Below are 24531 nucleotides of genomic sequence, written 5' to 3' on the forward strand. Positions count from 1 at the left end.
ATAATCTTCGAAGTTTTTTAAGAGAATTGATATAATAGAGACAAACCATAAAGGGGGCATTAAAATGAAGGCTATTATTTCATACGAAACACCTCTAGAACAAGCACATTTCACTGCAAAAAATAACGAAAAAGATATGTTTTATAAAGAAAATACTGAAGAATCTGTGGAATCCACACTTCAGTATGACGTATTAGACGCTGCTGGAGAATTTAAAGGACAACCTGGCTACATCGTTTGTAACAACATTTCTGTAACAGACGAAGGTCGCCCTGTATTTGAAAACCGTTTTAAAAACCGTGCTGGTCTAATCGAAAACGAACCTGGTTTCCAAGCAATCCGCGTTCTTCGTCCATTAAGTAATGATACATATGTCATCTTAACGATGTGGGAAACTGAGCAAAACTTTAAAGACTGGACAGAATCACGTTCATTCGAAAACGCTCATAAAAAACGTCCTGCACAAGCAGAGGGACAAGGACAAGGACAAGGACATCCACATGCAGAACAGCAAAAAAGCATTTTCTCTCGCCCGTCGTTCGTGACTACTTTTGATGTGTTAGTTTAATTTTCGGAGTTCGGAGTCTGCGGTATATGAAATTATATCGGCGATTTTTCGAATATATCGGCGCAACTCAAAATATATCAGCGATTTTTCGAATATATCGACTTATCGACAAATGACGACACAAATAAAGGAAACACCATTACACGGTGTTTCCTTTTTCTTTGTACCAATTATATATGCGAAGCGCGTCTTCTTTTCGCATATGCTTCACTTCATAACCATGTCCCGCCACCGCTACAGCAGCTGTACATAACTCGTCTTTCTTTTGAAAATAAGATTGATTGTATCCGACCACTTGAATATGCCTTCTTCGCATGATCCCTGTATATTTCGCGAGACCTCGGTGCACCATTACTAACTGATTGTCTCGTATCATATATCCACCACTTTTATATCTAGCGTATGCAAGTATTGTAAATACAATAAATAGCGGTATAAGAACGAACAACGCAGTATGTTGTTTAAAATATATACTCGCACCAGCGATTGGCACAGCGAGCACAGCACTTGTAATCCAGCCCATTATGACGTAACGGCGTAATGCAGCCTTCGGTAAATGAACGATTTCCTCTTCTATTTCATATGGCAACTGTAAATAGGCAAGTAGCTGCTGTACATCTTTTTTCTTCATAAAAGGATGTAACATCACTTCATTCCCTGCCGCTTCTATACTTTGAATGACTTCCACTTCGACAGAGCAATAACCGAAAGGCTGGCGGAGAATTCCTTCTTTTACAGTAATCGCTTGAATGCGGTGGAGCTTTAAGACAAACTCTTTCTTATCAAATAACCCTTGCACAATACGAATTTCATTTCCGTTTCGCTCTATTTTAAAGTTCACATATTTTAGCGCATAACCAGCTGTCGAAACGACCCACGAAACCGCCATTAAAATCGCGGCCATAACGATTAATTCATATACACCGTTATCCACCACATAAGCTTCCACTTTATTTATGAGCCATTTTGGAAGAAATTGATTAAACTCTGTGTAAAGGATTACTAACATAGAAAACACTAATCCAAATCTGCCAGATGTAATAGATGCGAATAAAATTTCTTTCGCTGTTAACCGATAAACCGTCTTACTTTCTTCTTCTGCGGGCGCCTCTTCACTCAAAACGCTTCTCTCTTTATGTAATAAAGCAATCAGTTCTTTCGCTTTATCTTCTCTAATACCCGCTAACATCACTTCTGGCTCACTACCGCCGCCCGCTACTTCTATATTTAATTTCGTAAGTCCAAGCATTTGATAAATGACATTAGAAGATGTACTAATATTTTGCACACGGTCTTTATTTAAATAACTTTCCTTCTTCACAAAAACACCGTGTTTTATATGTAAAATATTACTCTCAATCCAGTACACTTTGAAATACCATTTTATAGCTGAAAATATCGCCATAATAAATAATATAGCCAAAAGAACAAGATGTAAGAAATACCAAGGTTCTACTTCACCACCTGAACGAAATAAAACAAGAAAAATAAAAGGCAACAAAGTCGCAATTCTAATACCTAATAATATCGTGATCGGATGTTGCCTCTTATACATCCTCATCACTCACCTTCGCAAGCTCTCCAATTTGTCTTTTCAACTGCTTTGCTTCTTCCTTCGTTAAGCCTGGAATACTATGAGAAGTTGCCGCTGTTGAAATATGTAATTCTGCTAAATTATACTTTCTCATAATTGGCCCTTGCTCAATCGTTACGTGCTGCACGCGAATCATCGGAATAAGTACGCGCTTCACAACGAACATTCCCTTTTGAATCTCAATCTCTTCTTCATTTAATCTGTAACTATAATAACGTTGACGTAAATTTGGAAATACAAAATAGTCAAGTGGTATGTATATAACTGCTCCTGTCACTAACAATCCAAACAACCAGCCCCACCAGTTAAAGTTAATCATAAAAAAGAAATACGCAATTACGACTGCTAGTATAACTGCCGCCCCAATTAAAGCATGAATTCTCCACACTTTTAGCATATTAGAATGAATCTCCTTTTCTAACGGCTGCATCTCATCACTCCAATTATATGAATTTATTAATTATATATTAGTTGTTATATACAGTTTTGTAAAATTATAGTTTCTTACATCGTGTCGAGCATTTCTTTAAAATTCCCTTCATTAATCGAATACACTTGAAACTGAATGTAATCTATTTCATTCGTATTAGGACGAGCATATGGCAAAATATTAAATTTAGAAGCTGATCTTCCTAACATATCTATAATCATTAGAGAAACGTCAATATATTCGAAGTCTACACGGAATGCTACTGCTTCTCCAGTAAATTCATAATCTTTAATCGCGTCATAAGACTTATTCGCACTAATTAACATCACTTTTAATAGTTGGTTTAAATTTTCTGGTTTAAAATTAATCATTTATACAACTCCTTTTTTAATAAAACACTATAAAAATAGTGTAATCTTTTACTTTCATAGCTTTACACATCAATTATATAAAAAATAAAGCTAGTTTTTTATAATTTTTTTGATATAATTACTTACGGGAAACGGGAAGAATTTTGTCTTCCCTTGTGTTTTTATTTGCATCTAGTACTTTTGCTAGATGCTTTTTTTATGCTAAAAAGGTACCCTCAAATACTTTGAGGATACCTTTTTCATCAATAGTATACCTTTAAAGGTTCGGGTGGTAGCCATTAGCATTAAGGTGCTAGGAAGCACGATCAACTTGTCGTACATGAGTGGCTTTGTGTAGTGGACAAGTCTTAGACAGAGGTCGTGTACGGTGAAAACCGTTAAGTAAATGGGGTCTAAGTGATCGCATGGCAAAAACAAAGACGCTTATCTCATCCAGTTTGATTGATTGATTGTTTTTTGCCATTTTTCAAAGTAGGAAATAAACCTGTCTTTCAGCCGTTTTCCACAACTATAGGGATTAATGGTTAGAATATATCGCTTGTCTCTAAATCTGTTTTTATTACTCAGCTACAGTATATGAAAGTATTTTTTTTGATGATTACAGTTTTTTTTGTTATATACTTGAAATGTACATAGTTAGATTAGGAAGGTTTAATTATGTTTCATAAATTGCATGTTAAAGATGGTAAGAAATTAAGGGGTGCAGAAGAAGCGATGATTAAAGAATTTGTAGATAATGATCCCAAGTGCCAATTTATTGTACAGCAAGCAGAACTAAATAAAGAATTTAAAGTAAGGAGTTGGATTTGTGGGGGAAATTATGATGAAAAGCCTTTATCTTTTAAGACCTAGAATGCTTAAGGGGGACATTTACTATAAAGTTTTTGTTACAGACGACTGTATATATTTCATAAAAATTGGTGGACAGTTCCATAGTCGGCATGCTTATAAAAAACAATTACCTGCTATTCTGGACCTATTGTTTTTGCCTTGGTTCAAAAAAATTGAGAAAAAACAATTAAACTTAGAAACTGAAATAGATGTGAAAATCCATACTGGGGATGTACATGAACTATTACAAATAAAGAATAATTTTTCAATTAAAACAAATATAATTGAAGAGATACTATTAAATAAACAAGGAACTTTCCACACAGGCTTTAATGACAATGGGACAATTTCATTTATGTTACAAAATCGTCAAAAACTAAAATTCATCATTTCGAAAGAAACTTTATTCTCATCAATAGAAGAAAGTTTCCACCACTATCAGCAAACAATCTCCATAAGAGAAGTATTTTAAAGTATAGTATTTGGTTTCATGTACAGGGAACCGATTGATTTATGTCTTGATAATGTACGATTTTCTTTTTTTGATATAAGCACATTCGTGAAGCGGGAAAACATTTATCTTCCCTTGTGTTTTTTATTTGCAGCTAATTCTTTTGCTAGATTCTTTTTTTATGCCAAATAATATAAAAAAGGTATCCTCAAATACTTTGAGGATACCTTTTCACTTTTATTATCTTTGCTGTTTTCTACCTAATACGAGTAATCCAAAACTCATCATTACAAGAAGTGCTCCCATATATGGTTCCACAGGCATTTTCTGCCCTGTCTTCGGTAATTCTTTTTCAGGTTTCTCTGGATCTGGTTTTTCTGGACCTGGTGGTGCTAAATGTCTCAATTCGTTTAATACTTCTAATTGAACTGAATTTATCATTCCTTTTGTAATTTCAAATGGAATTGGATTAGTTAATTTTTCATATCCTTTTGGTGCTCCTACTTCTACAAGTGTGTAGTTACCTACAGATAGATCTGAAACTTTTGCTTTTCCTTCCTTATCTGTTGTTACTTTTGTTACTACTTTTCCAGTTTCGTCTTGAATTTCGAAGACTACACCTGCTAATGATGCCTTATTATCTTTATCTATCTTCGTTATCTCTACATTTCCCGTATCTACCATTTCATTTTCTACCTATAAACCACTTAACAAATTTCTCTCCAGCTAGCATCCTTTATATCTTCGTTAGTCGGTTTTCTAACTGATTCAACAAAGCATTCCTCGCAAGCACCAAATACAATAAAATTTCTCTGCGCTTGTCTTAACGAGGGCTCATTTGCTCCGCCTTCAAAGTCATGATCGTTAAACTGAACAGGATCATCTTCCCAATAACATATGTTACAAATTTCATATGTACCTGGTGGTTCTTCTTCTAATGTTTTATATCCGCAACATGGACAAGTGTATTTCATTTTGTCACTCCATTATTAACTTATTTTTTCTCCCATATATTCCGGTTCACAAAGAATGTAACAGCGCAAATCATAGTTATTCCCATGAAAAAAATATTAGAATCTTCATATGTAGTTGGAATTCCTACCGTTACGAAAACAATACTAAAAGCTAAAATCAAATATAATAGTAAAGATATAATATAACTCAATTTAAATCGTAAAATGATGCCTCTAAACAATAGCTCACCAAGAAGACACCCACCTAAAATGATAGGTACTCCGAAATACAATGTAAGGACTCCCATTTGCGCAGTAGATTGAATTATCTTTCCAATTATGTTCGGCGAAGTCATCTCATCATTTTTTCCCATCCTATCATATAAATCAAGTGCCGTTGCTGAAATAAAGAAACTTAATATAGAAAATGAATACGAAATTAAAAATTTGCTCAATCTCATTCACCTCACTTTTTTCCTTCTATATATATATTATTCACTATTTCCTATCATTTTTACATAAAAAAATAACCCTCTATGATAAAACGTAGAGGGACAAATTTCTATATAAAAACCTATACCATATCCTGAAGTGAACCCCGAAAACAGAACACATATCAAAACACCTAAACCGTCTGTTCCCTATATTCTTTAGGGGATAAGTGGTTTAGGTGGTTTATTAGAAGGTAGTACCTTCTTTTTTATAATATTCTTTTGAAATCTCTTCATAAAATGCTGCCGATGTCGCGTAGAAATAAGGTGCAGACCATAAGAAACCGATTCCTAAGGTAAGAATACTTAAAAGGAACCAGCCAAGGAAGCTTAAGCATAGTAAAAAGTAATCCATTTTATGCCCGTTCATCATATGGCGACTTTCGGTAATCGCTTGATTCGCTGTGTATTCTGGACGATCATTCAAAATAAAATACGTCATAGAATAAGAAAATGATTTAATAATACCTGGAATAATAAGAAGTAATGTCCATAGCATCAAGTATACATACATTAGTAAATATGTTAAAAACGACTTCATAATCTTACTTCCATCGCTAAACCATCTAAATAAATCACCAATGCGAGCACTAGTCTCACGGATTACATTTAAAACAAGATAGTAGGCGCCTATTGTTAACGGACCGATAACAAGCATTGCAATAATACTTACTGTAAGCGAATCACTTGCTTCTTCCCAACCCCAAAACATCGAGAAAACACCTGTAATTAGAAGTTCAACAGCTCCAATAAGGATTCCGACTAATAAGGTTGCCCCTACCGCTAATCCCCATTTTCCTTTTAATGCATCAAGTGCTTCTCTTTTTAACTGACTTATCATATATAGCCTCCTAATACTTTTTCTATATTAGTATACCATTTATATCAAAAATTCCACAGATTTTCCTGAAATAGAAGTATACTACCTTTTTTTCTGATACGTATTGAGAAATGTGAGCTGTATTTGCACCCATATATGAATCAAACTACTCATTTCTCCATAACAAAAAAGCCTGCCTTTCATACTAGGCAAGCCATTTCATTTAATCCTCACATATTCTCTTCTTATACCAATCCTGCATTCTCTCCGCATCTTCTACTCTCGTATGCTCTAGTTTATAATTCGATGATGCACTAGAAAACGTATACGTACATAAATCCGCTCGGCGCTGGAAATATGATTGTGTTTTTTCAATTGATTGGACGTGTCTTCTTCTTACAAGTCCTGTATGTTTCCCAATACTACGATGTATAATCGTAATTTGTTCTCCGTTTACACCGTAACCATTTGTTTTAAATGTTGCGTATCCAAGTGTAAAGATGAGGATAGCTAGCGGTAACAACGCCCACATGATGAAATACTTTTCAAAGTATATGCTTATCCCAGTAAGCGGGATTGCTAGCATTGCGAAGAAAATGAAACTATCAATTAAATAACGGCGCAAGGCTGCTTTCGGTAATGCAGTAATATTTGTATTCAGTTCATATGGCAATTGTAAATGAGCGAGTAACTCTTGCACACGATCTTTTCGAATAATCGGATGCAGCGTAACTTTGTCTTTCTCTTCTCCCAATCCCTTACTTTGAATAACTTCGACTTGCACAGCACAATAACCGAACATCTGACGGAAAATACCTTCTTTTATCGTAATCCCTTGAATGCGGTGTAACTTTAGTACAAGTTCTTTCCTTTCAAGTAATCCTTGAGAAATACGCACTTCATCGTTTTTTCGATTTACTGTGAAATTACCATGTTTTAACGCGTAACCAATTGTAGATATAATCCACGAAAGGACGAGTAAAATAGCTACCATGTAAATCCAGCCGTATATATCATGATCCATTACATACGACTCTACGCTATTTTTTATCCATTTCGGAATGTACTCATCTACTTGGTGATACACGAAAAAGATTAATGAGAATAATAGTCCAAACTGACCAGATGTAACAGATGCTAATAAAATTTCTTTCAAAGTTAATTTGTACTCTGTCGCTTGCTTTTCCTCTGTCATAACTTCTTTTTCTACTACTTCTTCTGATGTTTCTTCTGCTTTTACTTCTGGAGTTGGCTCATTTAGTAAGGAAATAAGCTCCTTCGCCTCATCTTCTGTAATACCAGCTAGGCTTACTTCGGCATCATCGCCTCCGCCAGCTGTTTCGATTTGAATTTTCTTTAAACCGAGCATTTGATATAACACGTTTGAACTTGTATTAATCGTTTGGACACGTTCTTTATTTAAGTAGCTCTCCTTCTTCACAAAGAGCCCTTGTTTAACATGTAATACGTTATTTTCAACCCAGTATGTTGTGTAATACCATTTTTCAAAAGCTGAAAAGACGGTGAGTAAACCGAATCCAGCGGGAATTAAATACCAAAATGGAAACTTTCCATTTAAACTAAACATGAAAATAAGTAATGGTATAAAGTCTGTTATTTTTAATTCTAATAACATCGTAATGGGATGCTGCCTCTTATACATCCTCATCACTCACTTTCGCTAATTCTGCAATTCTCGTTTTTAACATTTCCGCTTCATACATCGTTAAGCCTGGAATGCTGTGAGAAGTTGCCGCTGTTGAAATATGTAATTCTGCTAATCCATATTTTCTCATAATTGGTCCTTGTTCAATTGTAACGTGCTGTACACGAATCATCGGTACTAATACGCGCTTTACAACGAAAAGACCGTGCTGAATTTCAAGTTCTTCTTCATTTAGTTGGTAGCTATAATAACGCTGACGCAGTTTCGGGAATAGGAAGTACTCAAATGGTGCTAGTGCAACTGTTAACCCGATCAGCACATACAAAATCCACGCCCACCAATCAAACTTTATCATAAGGAACAGGTAAACTAAAATGACGAGAATACCGATCCCTTCTTCAATTACAGCACGAACTTTCCACACCTTGATCATGTCAGGATGAATTTCATTTTTCAATGGATCCATGTAACCACTCCAAATCTATTAATCTAATATATGAATTGTCTCAATCTATATTTTACATAACTTTACATAAAATTGAAAATTTATTATTTATCCTCTTTTTTCTCAGGAATAAAATACCCGAACCAAAGCAGCCAAACTAAACTAATTAACGCGAACCAACCTTTATCCGCTTGAAAAGCTTCAATCATACCTGGGATTTTATAAATTCCAATTAACCCCAGAAAACCGAGCCACCAGTTTTTCTGCATTTTCATTTTTATTCCCTCTCCTTCATTACGTTTTTCACATTTTGAATCCAAATTTCTTTATACTTTAACTGGAATCCTATTAATATGTAATTACTCATATTATCAATAACGAGCGCTAACGTATGCGCGTTTTCTTCAGTTGCATGTTGTGACACAACACCAAGTTCCACACCTTTCTTTAATAAATCGTGGAATCCATTTAAAAACTCTTCTTGTATTTCAAATAAGCGTTTCTGATACTTTTCATTTCGCGTCGCAGTTACGATGAATTCATTTATAACGCGTAATATGCCTTCTTGGCCTCTATACTCAGACAACATATGTAAACCATCTGCGATTAACTTTTCTGCAAAGTTTTCTTTCGTATATTGTTCTTTATCGAAGTAACCCACGAAATAATATCCAGAAAAAATCTCTTCAAATAAAAAATCAACTAGCGCTTCTTTAGACGGAAAATGATAATAAATAGCTGGCTTTGATATACCTACTTCTTTCGCAATCATTGAAAGACTCATCTTCTCAATGCCATGCTCTGCCATTAGTTTAAATGATGCCTCTACAATGTGCTGCGATGTTTGTAAATTCTTTGTCATACTGTACCTCACTTATTTTTACTTACCGGTCGGTAAGTAAATTGTAAAATGAAAATGAATGATTTGCAAGTTAATTAGAGTTTTAAAAGGAACTTCTTGATGAACCTAGAAAAATATAAAGTAAAAACAATGTATAACGATAAGGAGGGTTTTCATATGGGATCTGGCGGTAAAGGTGGTAGCGGCGGCGGTGAAGATGGCAAAGATGGTAAGAGCGGTAGTAGTGGGCTTTTATTACTCATTCTGCTCTTTATCGTATTCATTATAATTGGAGCTAGTTATAGTGTGTTTAGCTTCTAAGAAAAGACACAATTCAGTTAGTTATAGTAGCGTAGAAAACTGAAACAGAGATTAAAATTTTCCTTCTTAAGGTTTCTTCACCAGTAAGGGCACACAAAATAGAAAGCCCCGGTTATATTTAACAGCCAGCACTTTCTATTTTCAGTACTCTTATAATGTTTCAGCTATATTTCACGCTCTGCCGCACACGTAAATCATTATTGATCATCCACAATAATATACGCTGTTCTAATTGGCCCATGTACACCTACGACAAGGTTCATTTCAATATCCGCGCTATTTGACGGACCCGAAACGAAGTTCACACAAGCCGGCAAGTTTTCTCCCGCTTTATTTTGATTATGGATCAGTTTTGTAGCTTGGGTTAACCTTGGTACAATCGTACTTTTAGGAACGATTGCAATATATGACTCCGGAAGAAGACTCACATGTCTTCCTTTTAACCCGTCATTAAATAGTACAACGGTTCCTGATTCTGCCAAAGTCATATCACTGAACGTAATGCCAAGGTCAGCAGCTTTCGCAAATTTTATGTCCTCTTCTTTATGTTCTAATCCCCATGTACGAAAATGTGTTGTACCTTTATTGCTGAAACATGGCGTAAGACCATACTCATTAAAGCGCTCATCATTCGAACATATAACAGATTTGACATTCCATTCTTTTATAAAAGACCCCAATGTTTCAACAAGATTTTCCTTTGTTGTTCGCTTTACTTCTGTATGAATGACTTCGCAGTGCTCTATTAACTTTAGTACAAGTTCGTCTTGCGCCAGTCCGTCAAAAACAGTCCACTGCGGGGAAAAAGACCAGTTCGGTTTTTCCACTGCTTCTGGACGTTTCCTACCAAGCTTTTCTGATAACTGGAGTAAAAATTCCTCACGATTTTGGATGGCCATCATTGTTCTCCTTTTCGTGTTTTTCAAACCACTCTCGAAACGGTTGTTTTTTCGGAACTGGAAAATCTCTCGCATCCGTCCAAGCTTTTAACGGCCCAATTCCACGCTCAATCTTATCCCCTTTTGCAAGAGGTTTTAATGCATACGGAGCGCTCTTCGCTGCAAAAGAAAATAGTCTAGGACTTTTCACCGCTTTTTCAAAACCTTTCATAGCCACGTTCCAAGCTACAGGTGATCGTTTTTCTTCTACAATGCGGCTGCGATGTTTAATTAATAAGTCATGTAACGGGATTTTCACTGGACACGCTTCTGTACAAGCACCACAAAGGCTAGATGCGTAAGGTAAATCCTTATATTCATCATATCCCCCTAAAAGCGGTGTCAACACAGCTCCAATTGGTCCTGGATAAATAGAGCCATATGCATGTCCACCAATATGCCTGTATACAGGACACACATTAATACATGCCGCGCAACGAATGCACTGGAGGACACTTTGGAATTCCGTTCCTACAATATCGGAACGACCATTATCAACAATGACTAAATGAAATTCCTCAGGTCCATCTTCCCCGCCAGGCTCAGTTAACCCTGTAATATAACTTGTTAACTTTTGTCCTACAGAACTTCGGCATAGAAGTGTTACTAAAACATCAAGCTCTTCCCATGTCGGAACAATACGCTCCATCCCCATAACTGTAATCAACGTTTTCGGAAGTGTCGTAGTAAGTCTTGCATTTCCTTCGTTTGCTACGATAGAAATTGATCCAGACTCTGCAACAGCAAAGTTACATCCAGTCACTCCTATATCCGCTGCAAAAAAATCATCACGTAAATAATCTCTTACAAACCTCGCCATTTCCGTAGGATCAGATGTTCCAGTGTAATTTAACTTTGTTTTAAATATTTCACAAATGTGTTCTTTATCTTTGTGAAGGCATGGAACAACAATATGCGAGGGAGGATCGTGGTCGTTCACTTGTAGAATAAATTCAGCAAGATCTGTTTCTAACACTTCTGCTCCAGCTTCTTCAATCGCTTCATTTAAACTAATCTCTTCTGTTACCATCGATTTTGATTTCACAATTTTTTTCGCATTTTTCTTTTTTACAATCTCTTTTACATATTCCCTTGCGTCTTCTGCAGTCTTTGCGAAATAAACGAAACCGCCGTTTTTTTCAATATTTTCACTTAGCTGATGTAAATAATAATCAAGGTTTTCTAATGTATGCTTTCGAATTTCTTCTCCTAAAGCTCGCCATTCCTCCCAATTCCCAAGACTCTCAGTAGCTTTTAATTTCTTAACTCTAAGACCATCTTGCGCTTTCCTGACAGCCTGTCGCATAAATTGATCCCCAATGCCTGTTTCAGTACGCTTATGAAAGGGATCGTTCCCTATTCTCATTCCCATCTCTATATCCCCCTCTTATTTTCGATCTTCATTTAATACTTGAGCAATATGTTTTACATCAATTGGATAACCATTACGTGTTAAACGTCCTTTTATATTCATTAAGCAGCTACAATCCATCCCAATTAACAATTCCGCACCGGTTTCCATAATATGCTTTACTTTTTCCTCAACCATTTGCTCAGAGATTTCTGGCATTTTCACCGAGAATGTCCCTCCAAATCCGCAACAATCATAATTATGCGGCAATGAAACAACTTCCAGTCCCTTTACACACTTTAATAGTTTTTGCGGTGGTTCCTTAATCCCCATTAATCGGCTCATATGACAAGATGTATGAACCGTTGCTTTTTTATGAAGCTCTGCACCTAAATCTTCTTTCCCTAATACTTCAACTAGAAATTGTGTGAATTCATACGTTTTATTCCCAAGTTCAGTTGCTTTTTTCTTCCACTCCGCTTCACTTTCAGAAAACAAGCTAGAAAACTCGTGAACCATCATAGCGCAAGACCCCGATGGTGCCACAACATATTCTGAACTAGAAAAGGCTTCAATCATATGTTTTGCAGCTGTTTTTGTTTCTTTCACATACCCGCTATTATAAGCAGGTTGTCCGCAGCAAGTTTGAGTTTTTGGAAAATCAACTTCACACCCTAAATCTTCAAGAATTTCCACAACATCTTTCCCTACTTCTGGATAAAAAACATCTGCAACACAAGTAATAAATATTGATACTTTCATATTTGCACCCCTAAATACAGTAAAGTAAGCTCAAGTAACTTTATAACCAAATATCCTTTATCTGTATATTATTGGTAATAATTTTAAAAATATGAATAGAAATAACAAAAAAGTGATTGAGATCCATCTCAATCACTTTCTCTTACTAAAATACGATACAATCGCAAACCCTAAAACAAATGTAATAATGGAACTTACCATCGACACGCCAGCAGCTACCAAAATATAAACTTTATTCCAAACAAAAAAAGACTCTCAAATTTGAGAGTCTTTTTTATATGCTTAGAACTTCTTTTTCTAAAATTAGGGAATATGTGTCCGTACGACGATCTCTTAAAAATTGCAGTAGATTACGTGCTTCATTAATTTCCTTTGTATCAATTTTTTGGATGAGTATTCCTTCCTCCTCTCCCAAAGAACAAACAATTTCTCCCATTGGATTACTGATAAAACTTCCTCCATAGAAACACATGCCCTTTTCTTTCCCGACTCGATTTACAGCTGCAACAAATACACCGTTATGAATACTATGAGCTGAAATAGCTTTTGTCCAAATTGGTTTTGTTGATAATTCTGGATAATCTGGTTCAGAGCCAATTGCGGAAGGATAAAATAATATTTCTGCTCCTTTTAGTGTCAAAATTCGTGCTACTTCAGGGAACCATTCATCCCAGCAGATCCCGATTCCTATTTTCCCATACTTTGTACTATATACTGGATACCCTGTATTTCCTGGTGTGAAATAATATTTTTCATGGTAACTCGGTCCATCTGGAATATGATTTTTACGTGTTGTTCCTAAATATTTACCGTCAGCATCAAACACTGCTGCACTGTTAAAATAAATCCCTTGTGCTACCCATTCATAAAAAGGAACAATTAAAACAACATGAAGTTCTTCCGCTAACCTTTGCATCGCTTGTAATGCTTCATGTTCAAAAGAAATTGCCAGTTCATAATTACGAACTGAAACGCTTTGAGCGAAGTATTCAGCATGATATAACTCCTGTAAACAAATAATCTTGGCTCCCTTTTTTGCTGATTCTCTTACCTTTGCTATTGTTCTTTCTATATTCCCCTTGATATTTTCATTACACGCTAATTGAACTAGCCCAATTGTCACTTCATTCATTCTCTTCTTCCCCCCATTAATTCTTAATGCTTTCTTTTTCATTCCGAAAAACTATATTGCCATTTACCACTGTAAAAATAACCTTAGAATCTTTAATTTCTTCCACCGGTACAGTAAACAAATTCCGATCTAGCACAACTATGTCAGCTAGCTTCCCTTCTTCTATTATGCCTAGTTCATTTTCGCGAAATGAGGCATACGCAGGAGTATACGTGTATGCTCGTAACGCTTCCGCTAATGATATTTTCTCTTGCGAATTCCATTCCACACCTTCATCATCTAGCCTTGTTACAGCTCGGTAAATTTCTGGTAACGGGTTTATTGTAACAACAGGATAATCACTGCCAAATACAAGCTTTGTTCCTGCATCCATTAATGTTTTCATCAAGTAATTGTATTGCATTCTTTCTGATCCAATTAACCTTCTATATACTTCTCGACTTGTAAGATTAATATGTTCAGGCTGAATAGACGCCAACACCCCTAATTTTTGAAACCTCTCAATATCATTGGAATGAATCATTTCGACATGCTCAATTGCGTGCCTTGCATCTCTTTTTCCATTCTGTATTTCAGCCTCTTCAAAAGCATCTAATGCTAAACGTACAGCTCCATCTCCTATTGCATGAAATCTTACGCGAAAGCCCTCCTTATCAGCCTCTACTGTCCATTTTTTTATGATTTCTGGTGGATATGTAGTATGACCTCTTGTCGTTTCTTCATTATATGATTCAAGTAAATATGCCGTATAACTAGTTGTTACTCCATCAATAAATTGTTTAAACCCGCAAAATTGAACCATACTAGATTTGTATTTTTCCTTTAAGGATTTTGCTAAGTTTAAATCTCCATTTAGCGGCGCAACAAAATGAATTCTTGTTGTTAACTTTCCTATCTTTTCAAATTCATCATATAACTCCGCTTCTTCCACGCCCATTTCTGGTATCCTCAATAAATCATGCACAGAGGTTACTCCATATTTCGCAGCTTCTATTAAAAAATTTTGAAGCAATATCCTATTTCGTTTAGAGTTAAACTGCAATACGCTAGTTACTAATCCCACTGCATTTTCCTTTAAGACTCCTGTTGGCTCACCATTTTGATCCCTAACAATTTCTCCATATGGTGGACTCTTAGTTTCTTTATTAATCCCTGCCATTTCAAGTGCTTTACTATTTAACCAAACACTATGAAATTCAGCATGGTATAAAAACACTGGTCGATCTGCAACATACTCATCCAATATCATCCGATGTGGCTCTTCATGAATTCCCCACAAATTCTGTTCCCAACTGCTTCCAATTACACAGTTTATCTCTTTATTTCGTTCAGCAAATTCCTTTACAAACTTTCCAACTTCTCTAGCTGAACGCGCATGAATTAACTGTACTCCCTCACTTACTAAACTTCCTAACATTAAATGAATATGGAAATCATGAAATCCAGGCATAATAAGCTGATTTCCAAAATCATGTACAATTGTGTCAGCATCTACATAACCATGAATATCTTCTTTCGGAACAAGAGCAATAATCTTATCATCCTTAACAATAATTGATGCCGAGATAGGTTTTTCTCCTATACCTGTAAATACAGCATGACTACTTAAAATCATATCCGCTTTTTTTCTCATAATTCTCCCCCTCTAAATAGATACTTCTTGTCCATCTTCTTTTGGCAATTCATCAAAATTCATCTGTGGTGGTTGAACACGGAAGAATTTTGTTATATATAGAAGATACACAATACCCATAATGGTCCATATTCCTCCCAGTATGAGAGACATCTTGTCTAAATCACTCCACAATTTAATTGTTATACATGCACCAATTAGCGGTATTAACAAATAGAGAATCGTAGATTTTAATGACCTTTGTCCCCCCTTAATAAAATAATGTGCAATGACGGAAATATTCACAAATGTAAAAGCAATCAATGCACCGAAGTTAATAAAAGATGTAATTGTAACAAGATCAGTAAATAGTGACACCAAAGCAAAAATACTCACTAAAATAATATTTTTGATAGGTGTTTGAAAACGCGGATGTATATAGGCAAAAAATGATTTTGGTAGTACAGAGTCCCTCCCCATTGCATATAAAATACGCGAAACACTAGCATGAGAAGCTAAGGCGGATGTGAATGAAGTTACAACCATTCCTGCAAGAAACAAAGCATTAAATAAATTCCCGCCTATCATTCTAGCGATTTCAGCGGCTGCCGTATCTAAACTTTTATATGCCAAATAGTCTGGATGTATTAAATGTGCTAGATATGAGACGATAATATAGCACATTCCAGAAAAGCAAATGACAAAGAAAATCGCTTTTGGAATAGTCCTTTTTGGTTGAATTGTTTCCTCTGCAAAAGTTGTTAAAGCATCAAACCCTAAAAATGATAAACAAAGTACAGATGCCCCTGAAAATGCTGCAATTATTGAAGAATCTGGATTCATAAACGGTTTTAATGAAAATAATGTTCCCTCTCCTGTTCCATTAAGAAGTGAATGAATACATAGAGCACAAAAAACTATCAATACGATATATTGGAACCCTAAAAAAATCATATTCATTGTAATCGTTACTTTTGTCCCTACAACATTAATTACTGTCACAATTATAATCATCGTAATAATCCATATACTAGAAGGAACAGAAGGGAGATATTCCGATAAATAGAGTGAAATAATGAGGAAGTTAATCATAGGGATAAACAAATAATCCATTAGAATTACCCAACCAACCATGAAACCTAATCCTGGACTTAATGACTTTTGTGTATACGTATAAGCTGATCCCGAAATTGGGTACGCTTTTGTCATTTGTCCATAACTATATGCTGTAAATAACATCGCACATAGCGCAAGTATATAGGCTGTTGGTATCACTCCTTTTGATAAAGATTCCACTACGCCAAACGTAGTAAATACCGTTAATGGTGCCATATAGGCCAAACCTAGCAATACAAGTTGAAAAAAAGTCAACGAACGCTTCAACTGAATGTCATTTTTCACTTTTCAACCCCCTTCATCTTTGCAACTTATCCATGCAATTTTTGTTCCATTTTGTTACCATATGGGAAAATCATTATTTTCTCATGCTATAAAGCAAAAAAAAACGGATAAATTCCCCACGGGAAAATATCCGTTTCTGCATAAGTTATGAATACTTGCATACTTTCCGTACGCCAGAAATTTTTAAAAAAGAAAAAAATACCAATTCCTTAAACCGTTAGGAAATAATAAATATAAATAAAAAAAACATCCTAAATTACACATTTAGGATGCTTTTTGTAAAACAAATCAATTTCTATTAAGCAATCGCATACGATAACAATTCATCGTTACTTCCCCAAGCCTTTGCAACAATTGATAATTTGCGTACGCTCCGACCGGGGCACCGATGATTGGAACGAGTTGAAGCATTTTTGCTAAATCGATATAGTCTCGGTATTCTGTTTGGAACTTTTCCCAGTCCATATGATTTTCTTCTTCTGTATCCCAAGTTTCAATCGCTTTCCATACTTCTTTTCGGTAATCGTCACTTGAAAAAGCAAGCTGGAAAACGTGAAGAATAAAAAGGCGCTCTTCTTTTTTACTCGTATCAAATCCGTACAATGTTGCTGCATCAAATAAAAATTTTATTTTAATAGTAAGTAATAACGGGAAATCGGCAAGGCCAAGGAGAATACCACCTGCTCCTGTTCCTGCCCCTTCTGCCGCTGCAACTTTTTTGTACTCATCCATTTTTTTACGTACTTCATCATCTCTTCTTTGCAGTGACCAGTTCGTTTCTTTTAGCTTCGGTTTTATGAAGTTTGATCCAGCGCTAATTGTTTGCACCATCATCCGAATCGTTTCTGTTAGTACCTTTTGCACTTTCGCGGGCACTAGTTGTTGCACTTTCACCTGCACTTTTTTAGAGAACCGTGTCATCATAGAAGAATCTTTCATGAATGTAGCTTTCCACTGCTCCAATTCTTTTCTAACCTTCTCTTCATATGTAATCATAGGTTCATTCCTTTCAGTTTAAACGCTCAATTCGTTTCGCCCCGTACTGGTAAACGAAACCGATACTAAATATTATACTTACGACAAATAAAATGCCGGTCATTATGAAATCTTTCGTCGCAAGTGCAAATATAATTGTAAATACAACGCTACCAATGATAAGAATCGCATTTAATAAAGTAAGGAAATCTCTCTTCTTCTCGTCTCCCCCTACCGGATATAAATCAAGCCAAACTTTCATACGGTGATGTTTCCAAAGGGTTAAGAGCTGGTAGCCGATTAAATATAAGAAAACAAGGCTTACGATAAAACGTCCATATAAAAATGGGATAAAGTAAAGAATAATTCCCCCAAGAACGAGTAAACGCATATATAATCCGAAATAGTTACCCGATCTTAAAAATGTTCTCGTATATAAGTATAAATATGTACGTTTCTCACCGATCATCGAAAGAATGAAATCAAGCCATTTCCTACGTGATACTCTCTCTTTTAACGCTGGTACATCAACGAACATATTCGCAATGCGGTACAGCAGCATCATTTTTTTACCCTCTTCAGAAATTAAATACTCCCAGTTTAGCGGCTTTCCCTTCACCTTTTGATGCATAACAGCAAGGTATAGCGCCATTAAAAAGACAATCACACCGGTAAAAATGACTGAAGTACGTTCTACAAGGACGTACACAAATATGCCGTTTAAAATAAAACGAATAAACCAATCCGCTCTTTGTACATTTTGATCTGTTAAAAATGATTTTTCCCACGCTACGAATAAATTCCACGCTTTTACAATGACAAACGCAATTACAATCCATATGTAATTGGCACCTGTTTGTTTCATTTGCTGGAAGTATAACGGGGCAAGCGCAGCTGCTACCATTGCGATTATGTATAACTGAATCATAAACGTAAAAAGAAATGCCTTCGTAAAGTAAGGCTTTAACTTTTCTTCAACTGGCAGCAAATACACGAGGTCTGCTTCTTTTAATAACGTTTGGACTGACCCAGCTGTTAATACAAGACCAAGTAAGACTGCCATAACAATCGCTGTCGGAAACGAAGGTGTTAACGTTTGTAACCATTGCTGGTAATAATACGCTCCTGCACCGATGATAAATACGAAAATAAATTTCAAATGATCATTAAATACGTATTTACTATATGTACGAACTTCTTTTAGAAAGTGCCGAAATCGTTCTTTCCATAACGCTGTGCTATTCATAATCTTCTTCCTTCGTTAACGCAATATAAATATCATCAAGCGTTGCACCAGGCATATTAAACCCGGATTGAAGTTCTGATAATGTTCCCATCGCTCTCACTTCACCTTGATGCAAAATAATGAATGAATCACAATAGCGCTCTGCTGTCGCTAAAATATGTGTACTCATTAAGATGCCCGCACCACTCTTTTTCATTTGATCCATCATTTGAAGAAGTGATTGAATCGCTAACGGATCAAGCCCAACGAAAGGTTCGTCCACAATGTAAAGTGATGGTTCAACTAAAAAGGCACTCATAATCATCACTTTTTGTTTCATCCCTTTTGAGAAATGAGACGGAAACCATTTTAAGCGATTTTTCATGCGAAACTCTTGTAATAGTTGCCCTACGCGTTCTTCATATTGTTTTTCATCTACACCGTACGCCATCGCTGTTAATTTCAAATGCTCTTCTAACGTTAACTCATCATATAATACTGGCGTTTCTGGAATGAAGGAGAAACTAGAACGGTACGCTGTCATATCATCACGAATTGTTTTCCCGTTAATTGTGACAGTTCCTTTTTTCGGCTCCATTAAACCGATGATATGTTTAATTGTCGTACTTTTCCCGGCTCCATTTAAACCGATCAAGCCGACAAGTTCGCCTTTATTAACAGAGAACGAAACATTTTGCAGTACAGGTCGTTTCGTATATCCTCCTGTAACATTTTCTACACGCAATAACTCGCTCATACGACACCACTTTCTTCATTAGTATTCATTCTACATTCATCTTACCAAAAATGGCGCTGTACTACATAGTATCGATGTCTTAAAAAAAATTTAAATTTCTTGGCATATATTTTTATGAAAGCGGACATCATAATTAGTGAAGAAGGAACACATTGAAAAAGAAACCACCAATTGATGAGTACAACAACATAGTGAAGTCATCATGAAATGGGGTGTCCAAGTTGGACAATGAAATTTACACATAACCAGATAATTTGTTTCATTTTCGAAACGGGGTGTCTCCGAAAGAGCATATACTGTTTTAAAAAATAAACAATTTCATTTTAAAAAAAGATTACAATTCATTTCACTTGAAAATGGGGTGTCTACGGCAGAAACTTTAGCCGATTTACCGTGCATTTCTTAAATAAATGAGGTGTCTGTGAAAGAGCATATACTGTTTTAAACACTAACAATTTCATTTAATACAAGATTGCAATTCATTTCACTTGAAAATGGGGTGTCTACGGTAGATATTTCAGCCGATTTACCATGTATTTCTTAAATAAATGAGGTGTCTGCGAACCGTAAATTATAAAAAATGCTTTTTCAATCCCTCTTCAGAAAACAGGAAGCTGAGTCAGCTTCCTGTTTTTCGTGTTTGTTCTCCTATGTAATTATGGTAAAATACGGCTAAGACCATTTGAAAGGATGAGATCGATGAATCATACAGCGGACAATTGTATTTTTTGTAAAATCATTGACGGGCAAATCCCTTGCTCAAAAGTATACGAAGATGAACATGTACTTGCATTTTTAGATATTAGTCAAGTAACAAAAGGACATACTCTTGTTATTCCGAAAGTTCACAAACAAGACATTTTTGCGTTAACGCCAGAAATCGCATCACATATTTTTGCTGTCGTTCCAAAAGTCGCAAATGCAATGAAAGCAGAATTTAATCCAGTTGGTTTCAACCTACTTAACAATAACGGCGAGAAAGCTGGACAAACTGTATTCCACTTCCACCTTCATTTAATTCCACGCTACGGTGAAAACGATGGTTTCGGTGCTGTTTGGAAATCACACCAAAATGAATATACAATGGAAAATTTACAAAACATCGCAAGTACAATTGCAAATAGTGTGAAATAGTGCCACTATAATAAGAAGTAATACATAATAAGCCGATTCCTCTGGCATTTATTGTATGGCTTCTTTCTTCACAAAGAATGCCGGGGGTATGATTTTTTGTGCATAGCATGTACAAGAGAGAAAAGCTCACTTTTCTTCCCCTTGTCTTAAAGATATGCACACTTTTATACATCATGAATACGAACGAAAAATAAGGAGGTTTCCTTTTATGTCAAAAGCTAAATCCTTTATTACAGGTGTACTTTGCGGCGGAGCAGTTGCTGGACTAGCCGTTCTTTTCTCAACTCCTTCTTCTGGTAAAGCTATGCGCGGTAAGCTGAAAGAAAAAGGAACTGATATTAAAAAAACATTAGCTGATATTACAGCTGATACGAAGTTATTAAAGCGTCAAATCGTTGAAACTGCTTCAGAAGGTAAAGAAGTATTCCAAGAACTAAAAGACGATATGCATGACACGCTTTCTAACTGGAAACAAGATATTTCTCAAAACAAACGACATATTGAAAAAGAAATTTTAGACATTCAAAAGTCAATTGAAAAACTACAAGAAGCCGTTCCAGAAAAAGCGTAAACATATTCCTGCTTAGTTTTTTGCATATAACAAATATTTTTCATACGAATTGACCTTGACACGGCATATCACATAGATATGCCGTGTTTTTATGCATTTACAATATATGTTATCCCTTAACATGTAAAGACAACACATGTATTCTCGACTCATAAAACGCTTCCATAGTTATGCATGATTTGTATAGAATGTTATTTTTCCGAAAAATTTTCACAATTCTCACAAAAAGACTTTATTAATTTTTATTTTACTGGCATAATAGATAATAATGAAAAAAGAATGTTAAAGTGGGTGAGTAAATGAAAAGTGGAGAAAAAAATTACTCGGTAAAAGAAGCGATGATTTTCAGCCAACGTATTGCTCAATTATCGAAAGCGTTATGGAAATGCGTAGAGAAAGATTGGCAACAATGGATTAAACCTTACGATTTAAACATTAACGAGCATCATATTTTATCAATCGCTTATCATTTAAAAGGGGCTTCTATTTCTGAGATTGCTAAGTTTGGAGTTATGCACGTATCAACGGCGTTTAACTTCTCTAAAAAGCTAGAAGAACGCGGCTATCTTGTATTCTCTAAAAAAGAAGATGATAAACGAAATACGTACATTGAAATTACAGACAAAGGGGAAGAATTACTACTTCGCTTAATGGAGGAGTATGACCCTGAAAATAATTCTGTTTTTAATGGGGCACTTGAACTTCGTAATTTTTACGGTAAGTTCCCAGAAAATATCGAACTTATTGCGATCCTTCGCAATATTTACGGACAGGACTTCATCGATATTTTTGAGAAATCATTAGAGAATATTGAGGAGAACTTTACGGAGACCGATCAAAAATTAGTTAAGAAATAATCTATTTATCCTTTCGCAATCATGCGTAAGAATTCATTCATAAGTGGCACAAATAAGCCCTGTTTTGCTAGCGCTTCCGCAGTTTCGTGTACTTCGAGCTGATGTGGAAGCGCTTTTTCAAATTGATCTAATAGCGCATCAAACAATAGAAGGCCTTCTGCTTTCTCCACTACATATTGTTCGTTCAGCTTTTCACAAAGTTTTAGTATACGTTCAATGTCTTTTTTACGAGCTTTTTTCTTTATGATTAAAGAATAAAATGGACACTTTTCTTCATCAATCATTTTAAATAGTAGGTCTACGTAGTATTCAGCTTGTTCTAGTCTTCTTACAACGTCCATTTTCTCCCTCGCTTCCTAACACAAAGTCTTCTATTTCTGAATTTTGTAACACGAACAAAATATCGTATGATACAATATATAAAGTATATGTATTTTAGCCAAAAGGAGGTCTCGCCTCATGACTCTTATAACCGTTGTTTTTGTTGCATTCGCACTTCTTGTTATATTTTACACGAATTTCATGACACATACACTGTGTGAGCGAAAACAAATATCTGCGAGCCGCCAGCCCGGTGTCTTTCGAGTTATTAATGTATGTATTACCATTCTATTAATTTCTAGTTATGTAGAAATTATATTTCATGGAAAGTGAGGAAGGAAGCCCCTTCCTCATTTTTTTCCTCTATAAGCAAATTATACCTACTATAACTAATAAAATAAACAGTACAAGTAATAAAATAAGTTGAGAATTCATCCCCATCCCCTCCTCTTTTCTGTATATGCGACATATGCCCAATACGGAACACCTTCAAAATCTGACACATACTGGTTAAATTTTCTTTATCAATATGAAATCGAGTCGAAATATGATATATTAAATTTTGTACATATTGCTTATACTATGAAATAAATGACACGCATCTTGACTTTATCCTCAGCCTCGGTAAGCCCTGTTAAGCGCGCTTTACCAATATAGAAAGCAAAAGTATCAGTGAGACTTAATCGGGCTCTTATGAAGCAAAATTCATTGGTGTAGGATAAATTAAAAATACATAATAGTAGGAGTGTTTATCGAATGAAGAAAGCTATGCTTGCCTTAGCCGCAACAAGTGTAATCGCATTATCAGCATGTGGAACATCATCATCAGACAAAATCGTTACATCTAAAGCTGGTGACATCACTAAAGAAGAGTTCTACAATCAAATGAAGACACAAGCTGGTAAACAAGTACTAAATAACATGGTTATGGAAAAAGTACTTATTAAAAACTACAAAGTCGATGAAAAAGAAGTAGACAAAAAGTTCGATGAAATGAAAAAGCAAGTCGGTGACCAATTCGATACACTAATGAAACAACAAGGCCTTAAAGAAGAAACAGTTAAAAATGGCGTTCGCGCTTCATTAGCTCAAGAACAAGCGATTGAAAAAGCAATTACTGATAAAGACTTAAAAGCAAAATTTGAGGACTATAAGCAAGAAATTAAAGCAAGCCATATTCTTGTAAAAGATGAAGAGACTGCTAAAAAAGTGAAAGAAGAACTTGCACAAGGTAAATCTTTCGAAGAGTTAGCGAAAAAGTACTCTGAAGATCCAGGTTCAAAAGAAAAAGGTGGCGACTTAGGATTCTTCGGACCAGATAAAATGGTAAAAGAATTCGATGAAGCTGCTCGTAAGCTGAAAAAAGATGAAGTAAGTGAACCAGTAAAAACACAGCATGGTTACCATATCATTAAAGTAACTGAGACTCATGCTGACGCAACTTTCGATAAAGCAAAAGCTGATATCAAAAAAGAAGTAGTTCAAGAAAAAACACAAGATGCTCAATTTATGAACGATCTTATGATGAAAGAAATCAAAAAAGCTGACGTAAAAGTTGACGATAAAGATTTGAAAGATCTTTTCGAAGAACCAAAAGCTGACGATAAAAAAGACGAAAAGAAATAATGAAGTGAAAAAAGCTTGGGTAGCCCCCAAGCTTTTTTATTTTGTAGTAGTTTTTTTGCCGATAAATCGATATACTCCCTCACCTTA

30 protein-coding genes and 1 pseudogene are annotated in these 24531 nt (G+C 35.4%); 9 read left to right on the top strand and 22 right to left on the bottom strand.

Annotated features, from left to right (window positions below; all coding sequences use genetic code 11):
- The first annotated feature begins 64 nt into the window (after positions 1-64).
- Complete coding sequence (gene hmoB / locus AC1DKZ_RS07910; RefSeq protein ID WP_476995920.1) at positions 65-568, top strand: heme-degrading monooxygenase HmoB; 504 nt, start codon at positions 65-67, stop codon at positions 566-568.
- A gap of 139 nt (positions 569-707) precedes the next feature.
- Here the strand turns inward: hmoB and AC1DKZ_RS07915 are convergent, their stop codons facing one another.
- The 3 genes from AC1DKZ_RS07915 to AC1DKZ_RS07925 form a co-directional block, all read right to left on the bottom strand.
- A complete protein-coding gene (locus AC1DKZ_RS07915; protein ID WP_476995921.1) occupies positions 708-2123 on the bottom strand; it encodes a PH domain-containing protein in 1416 nt (471 codons plus the stop codon).
- Positions 2116-2592: a PH domain-containing protein gene (locus tag AC1DKZ_RS07920; RefSeq protein WP_476995922.1), complete on the bottom strand. Its 477-nt coding sequence runs from the start codon at positions 2590-2592 to the stop codon at positions 2116-2118. Before AC1DKZ_RS07920 ends, AC1DKZ_RS07915 begins: the two co-directional genes overlap by 8 nt.
- Before the next feature lie 74 nt (positions 2593-2666).
- Positions 2667-2963 (bottom strand): protoporphyrinogen oxidase, encoded by a 297-nt coding sequence (locus tag AC1DKZ_RS07925; RefSeq protein WP_476995923.1) that lies wholly within the window; start codon positions 2961-2963, stop codon positions 2667-2669.
- Between the two features lie 657 nt (positions 2964-3620).
- Here AC1DKZ_RS07925 and AC1DKZ_RS07930 point away from each other — a divergent pair.
- Both AC1DKZ_RS07930 and AC1DKZ_RS07935 read left to right on the top strand, forming a co-directional pair.
- A complete protein-coding gene (locus AC1DKZ_RS07930) occupies positions 3621-3815 on the top strand; it encodes a hypothetical protein (protein ID WP_476995924.1) in 195 nt (64 codons plus the stop codon).
- Positions 3784-4266, top strand: a complete 483-nt coding sequence (locus tag AC1DKZ_RS07935) for a hypothetical protein (RefSeq protein ID WP_476995925.1) — start codon at positions 3784-3786, stop codon at positions 4264-4266. The genes AC1DKZ_RS07930 and AC1DKZ_RS07935 overlap by 32 nt, the downstream gene beginning before the upstream one ends.
- Before the next feature lie 219 nt (positions 4267-4485).
- On the opposite strand, the pseudogene AC1DKZ_RS07940 reads toward AC1DKZ_RS07935, so the two are convergent.
- The 8 genes and pseudogenes from AC1DKZ_RS07940 to AC1DKZ_RS07975 all read right to left on the bottom strand — a co-directional run.
- Positions 4486-4941: pseudogene (locus tag AC1DKZ_RS07940) on the bottom strand (MSCRAMM family protein); the annotation flags it as partial.
- Between the two features lie 11 nt (positions 4942-4952).
- Positions 4953-5219, bottom strand: coding sequence for a CPCC family cysteine-rich protein (locus AC1DKZ_RS07945; protein WP_476995926.1), 267 nt, complete (start codon positions 5217-5219; stop codon positions 4953-4955).
- A gap of 20 nt (positions 5220-5239) precedes the next feature.
- A complete protein-coding gene (locus tag AC1DKZ_RS07950; RefSeq protein ID WP_476995927.1) occupies positions 5240-5659 on the bottom strand; it encodes a hypothetical protein in 420 nt (139 codons plus the stop codon).
- Between the two features lie 217 nt (positions 5660-5876).
- Positions 5877-6530: a DUF975 family protein gene (locus AC1DKZ_RS07955; RefSeq protein ID WP_404455773.1), complete on the bottom strand. Its 654-nt coding sequence runs from the start codon at positions 6528-6530 to the stop codon at positions 5877-5879.
- A gap of 202 nt (positions 6531-6732) precedes the next feature.
- Positions 6733-8172: a PH domain-containing protein gene (locus AC1DKZ_RS07960; RefSeq protein ID WP_404491239.1), complete on the bottom strand. Its 1440-nt coding sequence runs from the start codon at positions 8170-8172 to the stop codon at positions 6733-6735.
- A complete protein-coding gene (locus AC1DKZ_RS07965; RefSeq protein ID WP_476995928.1) occupies positions 8165-8641 on the bottom strand; it encodes a PH domain-containing protein in 477 nt (158 codons plus the stop codon). Before AC1DKZ_RS07965 ends, AC1DKZ_RS07960 begins: the two co-directional genes overlap by 8 nt.
- An 83-nt stretch (positions 8642-8724) precedes the next feature.
- A complete protein-coding gene (locus AC1DKZ_RS07970) occupies positions 8725-8895 on the bottom strand; it encodes a hypothetical protein (protein WP_002188645.1) in 171 nt (56 codons plus the stop codon).
- Positions 8896-8897: 2 nt separating this feature from the next.
- Complete coding sequence (locus AC1DKZ_RS07975; protein ID WP_476995929.1) at positions 8898-9482, bottom strand: TetR/AcrR family transcriptional regulator; 585 nt, start codon at positions 9480-9482, stop codon at positions 8898-8900.
- A gap of 156 nt (positions 9483-9638) precedes the next feature.
- Here AC1DKZ_RS07975 and AC1DKZ_RS07980 point away from each other — a divergent pair, with 156 nt between their 5' ends.
- Complete coding sequence (locus AC1DKZ_RS07980) at positions 9639-9782, top strand: sporulation protein YjcZ (protein ID WP_100248471.1); 144 nt, start codon at positions 9639-9641, stop codon at positions 9780-9782.
- Between the two features lie 197 nt (positions 9783-9979).
- On the opposite strand, the gene AC1DKZ_RS07985 is transcribed toward AC1DKZ_RS07980, so the two are convergent.
- From AC1DKZ_RS07985 to ecsA, 9 genes are all read right to left on the bottom strand, one after another.
- On the bottom strand, positions 9980-10681 hold the full coding sequence (locus tag AC1DKZ_RS07985; protein ID WP_476995930.1) for a LutC/YkgG family protein: 702 nt from the start codon (positions 10679-10681) through the stop codon (positions 9980-9982).
- Positions 10662-12092, bottom strand: a complete 1431-nt coding sequence (locus AC1DKZ_RS07990; protein ID WP_404455762.1) for a LutB/LldF family L-lactate oxidation iron-sulfur protein — start codon at positions 12090-12092, stop codon at positions 10662-10664. The genes AC1DKZ_RS07985 and AC1DKZ_RS07990 overlap by 20 nt, the downstream gene beginning before the upstream one ends.
- A 15-nt stretch (positions 12093-12107) precedes the next feature.
- Positions 12108-12833: a (Fe-S)-binding protein gene (locus AC1DKZ_RS07995; protein WP_431181475.1), complete on the bottom strand. Its 726-nt coding sequence runs from the start codon at positions 12831-12833 to the stop codon at positions 12108-12110.
- A 274-nt stretch (positions 12834-13107) separates the two neighbouring features.
- On the bottom strand, positions 13108-13965 hold the full coding sequence (locus tag AC1DKZ_RS08000; RefSeq protein ID WP_113936601.1) for a carbon-nitrogen hydrolase: 858 nt from the start codon (positions 13963-13965) through the stop codon (positions 13108-13110).
- 16 nt (positions 13966-13981) lie between these two features.
- Entirely contained in the window at positions 13982-15598 is a 1617-nt protein-coding gene (locus tag AC1DKZ_RS08005) for an amidohydrolase (protein ID WP_113936602.1), read from the bottom strand.
- 12 nt (positions 15599-15610) lie between these two features.
- A complete protein-coding gene (locus AC1DKZ_RS08010; protein WP_113936603.1) occupies positions 15611-16978 on the bottom strand; it encodes an APC family permease in 1368 nt (455 codons plus the stop codon).
- Between the two features lie 288 nt (positions 16979-17266).
- Positions 17267-17974 carry an ecs operon protein EcsC gene (gene ecsC, locus AC1DKZ_RS08015; protein ID WP_002125776.1) on the bottom strand — a complete coding sequence of 236 codons (708 nt, stop codon included), beginning with the start codon at positions 17972-17974 and terminating at the stop codon, positions 17267-17269.
- A gap of 13 nt (positions 17975-17987) precedes the next feature.
- The gene (locus AC1DKZ_RS08020; protein WP_476995931.1) at positions 17988-19199 is read right to left on the bottom strand and encodes an ABC transporter permease; all 1212 of its coding nucleotides are present in this window, start codon (positions 19197-19199) and stop codon (positions 17988-17990) included.
- Positions 19192-19935: an ABC transporter ATP-binding protein EcsA gene (gene ecsA, locus AC1DKZ_RS08025; protein WP_001292616.1), complete on the bottom strand. Its 744-nt coding sequence runs from the start codon at positions 19933-19935 to the stop codon at positions 19192-19194. The genes AC1DKZ_RS08020 and ecsA overlap by 8 nt, the downstream gene beginning before the upstream one ends.
- A 699-nt stretch (positions 19936-20634) precedes the next feature.
- Here ecsA and AC1DKZ_RS08030 point away from each other — a divergent pair.
- From AC1DKZ_RS08030 to AC1DKZ_RS08040, 3 genes are all read left to right on the top strand, one after another.
- Positions 20635-21069, top strand: coding sequence for an HIT family protein (locus tag AC1DKZ_RS08030; RefSeq protein ID WP_476995932.1), 435 nt, complete (start codon positions 20635-20637; stop codon positions 21067-21069).
- Between the two features lie 208 nt (positions 21070-21277).
- Positions 21278-21640 carry a YtxH domain-containing protein gene (locus tag AC1DKZ_RS08035; RefSeq protein WP_002011120.1) on the top strand — a complete coding sequence of 121 codons (363 nt, stop codon included), beginning with the start codon at positions 21278-21280 and terminating at the stop codon, positions 21638-21640.
- A 299-nt stretch (positions 21641-21939) separates the two neighbouring features.
- Positions 21940-22497 (top strand): HTH-type transcriptional regulator Hpr, encoded by a 558-nt coding sequence (locus tag AC1DKZ_RS08040; RefSeq protein ID WP_002011118.1) that lies wholly within the window; start codon positions 21940-21942, stop codon positions 22495-22497.
- Between the two features lie 5 nt (positions 22498-22502).
- Here AC1DKZ_RS08040 and AC1DKZ_RS08045 read toward each other — a convergent pair whose 3' ends face one another.
- A complete protein-coding gene (locus AC1DKZ_RS08045) occupies positions 22503-22838 on the bottom strand; it encodes a YhaI family protein (protein ID WP_002030209.1) in 336 nt (111 codons plus the stop codon).
- Positions 22839-22956: 118 nt separating this feature from the next.
- On the opposite strand from AC1DKZ_RS08045, the gene AC1DKZ_RS08050 reads away from it, so the two are divergent.
- A complete protein-coding gene (locus AC1DKZ_RS08050) occupies positions 22957-23151 on the top strand; it encodes a hypothetical protein (RefSeq protein ID WP_000172693.1) in 195 nt (64 codons plus the stop codon).
- A 30-nt stretch (positions 23152-23181) separates the two neighbouring features.
- Here AC1DKZ_RS08050 and AC1DKZ_RS08055 read toward each other — a convergent pair whose 3' ends face one another.
- Positions 23182-23295 carry a hypothetical protein gene (locus tag AC1DKZ_RS08055; RefSeq protein WP_001988648.1) on the bottom strand — a complete coding sequence of 38 codons (114 nt, stop codon included), beginning with the start codon at positions 23293-23295 and terminating at the stop codon, positions 23182-23184.
- Positions 23296-23574: 279 nt separating this feature from the next.
- On the opposite strand from AC1DKZ_RS08055, the gene prsA reads away from it, so the two are divergent.
- A complete protein-coding gene (prsA, locus tag AC1DKZ_RS08060; protein ID WP_476995933.1) occupies positions 23575-24444 on the top strand; it encodes a peptidylprolyl isomerase PrsA in 870 nt (289 codons plus the stop codon).
- Positions 24445-24531: the final 87 nt, after the last annotated feature.

Source organism: Bacillus sp. 05T21, from assembly GCF_056396785.1.

Coding starts and splice junctions, on each gene's coding strand:
- prsA (WP_476995933.1), top strand. CDS start 23,575: ATGAAGAAAGCTATGCTTGCCTTAGCCGCAACAAGTGTAATCGCATTA.
- AC1DKZ_RS08020 (WP_476995931.1), bottom strand. CDS start 19,199: ATGAATAGCACAGCGTTATGGAAAGAACGATTTCGGCACTTTCTAAAA.
- AC1DKZ_RS08005 (WP_113936602.1), bottom strand. CDS start 15,598: ATGAGAAAAAAAGCGGATATGATTTTAAGTAGTCATGCTGTATTTACA.
- AC1DKZ_RS07935 (WP_476995925.1), top strand. CDS start 3,784: ATGATGAAAAGCCTTTATCTTTTAAGACCTAGAATGCTTAAGGGGGAC.
- AC1DKZ_RS08045 (WP_002030209.1), bottom strand. CDS start 22,838: ATGGACGTTGTAAGAAGACTAGAACAAGCTGAATACTACGTAGACCTA.
- AC1DKZ_RS08050 (WP_000172693.1), top strand. CDS start 22,957: ATGACTCTTATAACCGTTGTTTTTGTTGCATTCGCACTTCTTGTTATA.
- AC1DKZ_RS07985 (WP_476995930.1), bottom strand. CDS start 10,681: ATGGCCATCCAAAATCGTGAGGAATTTTTACTCCAGTTATCAGAAAAG.
- AC1DKZ_RS08030 (WP_476995932.1), top strand. CDS start 20,635: ATGAATCATACAGCGGACAATTGTATTTTTTGTAAAATCATTGACGGG.
- AC1DKZ_RS07915 (WP_476995921.1), bottom strand. CDS start 2,123: ATGTATAAGAGGCAACATCCGATCACGATATTATTAGGTATTAGAATT.
- AC1DKZ_RS08000 (WP_113936601.1), bottom strand. CDS start 13,965: ATGAATGAAGTGACAATTGGGCTAGTTCAATTAGCGTGTAATGAAAAT.
- AC1DKZ_RS07960 (WP_404491239.1), bottom strand. CDS start 8,172: ATGTATAAGAGGCAGCATCCCATTACGATGTTATTAGAATTAAAAATA.
- AC1DKZ_RS07930 (WP_476995924.1), top strand. CDS start 3,621: ATGTTTCATAAATTGCATGTTAAAGATGGTAAGAAATTAAGGGGTGCA.
- AC1DKZ_RS07945 (WP_476995926.1), bottom strand. CDS start 5,219: ATGAAATACACTTGTCCATGTTGCGGATATAAAACATTAGAAGAAGAA.
- AC1DKZ_RS08035 (WP_002011120.1), top strand. CDS start 21,278: ATGTCAAAAGCTAAATCCTTTATTACAGGTGTACTTTGCGGCGGAGCA.
- AC1DKZ_RS07955 (WP_404455773.1), bottom strand. CDS start 6,530: ATGATAAGTCAGTTAAAAAGAGAAGCACTTGATGCATTAAAAGGAAAA.
- AC1DKZ_RS07980 (WP_100248471.1), top strand. CDS start 9,639: ATGGGATCTGGCGGTAAAGGTGGTAGCGGCGGCGGTGAAGATGGCAAA.
- AC1DKZ_RS07975 (WP_476995929.1), bottom strand. CDS start 9,482: ATGACAAAGAATTTACAAACATCGCAGCACATTGTAGAGGCATCATTT.
- ecsC (WP_002125776.1), bottom strand. CDS start 17,974: ATGATTACATATGAAGAGAAGGTTAGAAAAGAATTGGAGCAGTGGAAA.
- AC1DKZ_RS07920 (WP_476995922.1), bottom strand. CDS start 2,592: ATGCAGCCGTTAGAAAAGGAGATTCATTCTAATATGCTAAAAGTGTGG.
- AC1DKZ_RS07995 (WP_431181475.1), bottom strand. CDS start 12,833: ATGAAAGTATCAATATTTATTACTTGTGTTGCAGATGTTTTTTATCCA.
- ecsA (WP_001292616.1), bottom strand. CDS start 19,935: ATGAGCGAGTTATTGCGTGTAGAAAATGTTACAGGAGGATATACGAAA.
- hmoB (WP_476995920.1), top strand. CDS start 65: ATGAAGGCTATTATTTCATACGAAACACCTCTAGAACAAGCACATTTC.
- AC1DKZ_RS07950 (WP_476995927.1), bottom strand. CDS start 5,659: ATGAGATTGAGCAAATTTTTAATTTCGTATTCATTTTCTATATTAAGT.
- AC1DKZ_RS07990 (WP_404455762.1), bottom strand. CDS start 12,092: ATGGGAATGAGAATAGGGAACGATCCCTTTCATAAGCGTACTGAAACA.
- AC1DKZ_RS08040 (WP_002011118.1), top strand. CDS start 21,940: ATGAAAAGTGGAGAAAAAAATTACTCGGTAAAAGAAGCGATGATTTTC.
- AC1DKZ_RS07925 (WP_476995923.1), bottom strand. CDS start 2,963: ATGATTAATTTTAAACCAGAAAATTTAAACCAACTATTAAAAGTGATG.
- AC1DKZ_RS07965 (WP_476995928.1), bottom strand. CDS start 8,641: ATGGATCCATTGAAAAATGAAATTCATCCTGACATGATCAAGGTGTGG.
- AC1DKZ_RS07970 (WP_002188645.1), bottom strand. CDS start 8,895: ATGAAAATGCAGAAAAACTGGTGGCTCGGTTTTCTGGGGTTAATTGGA.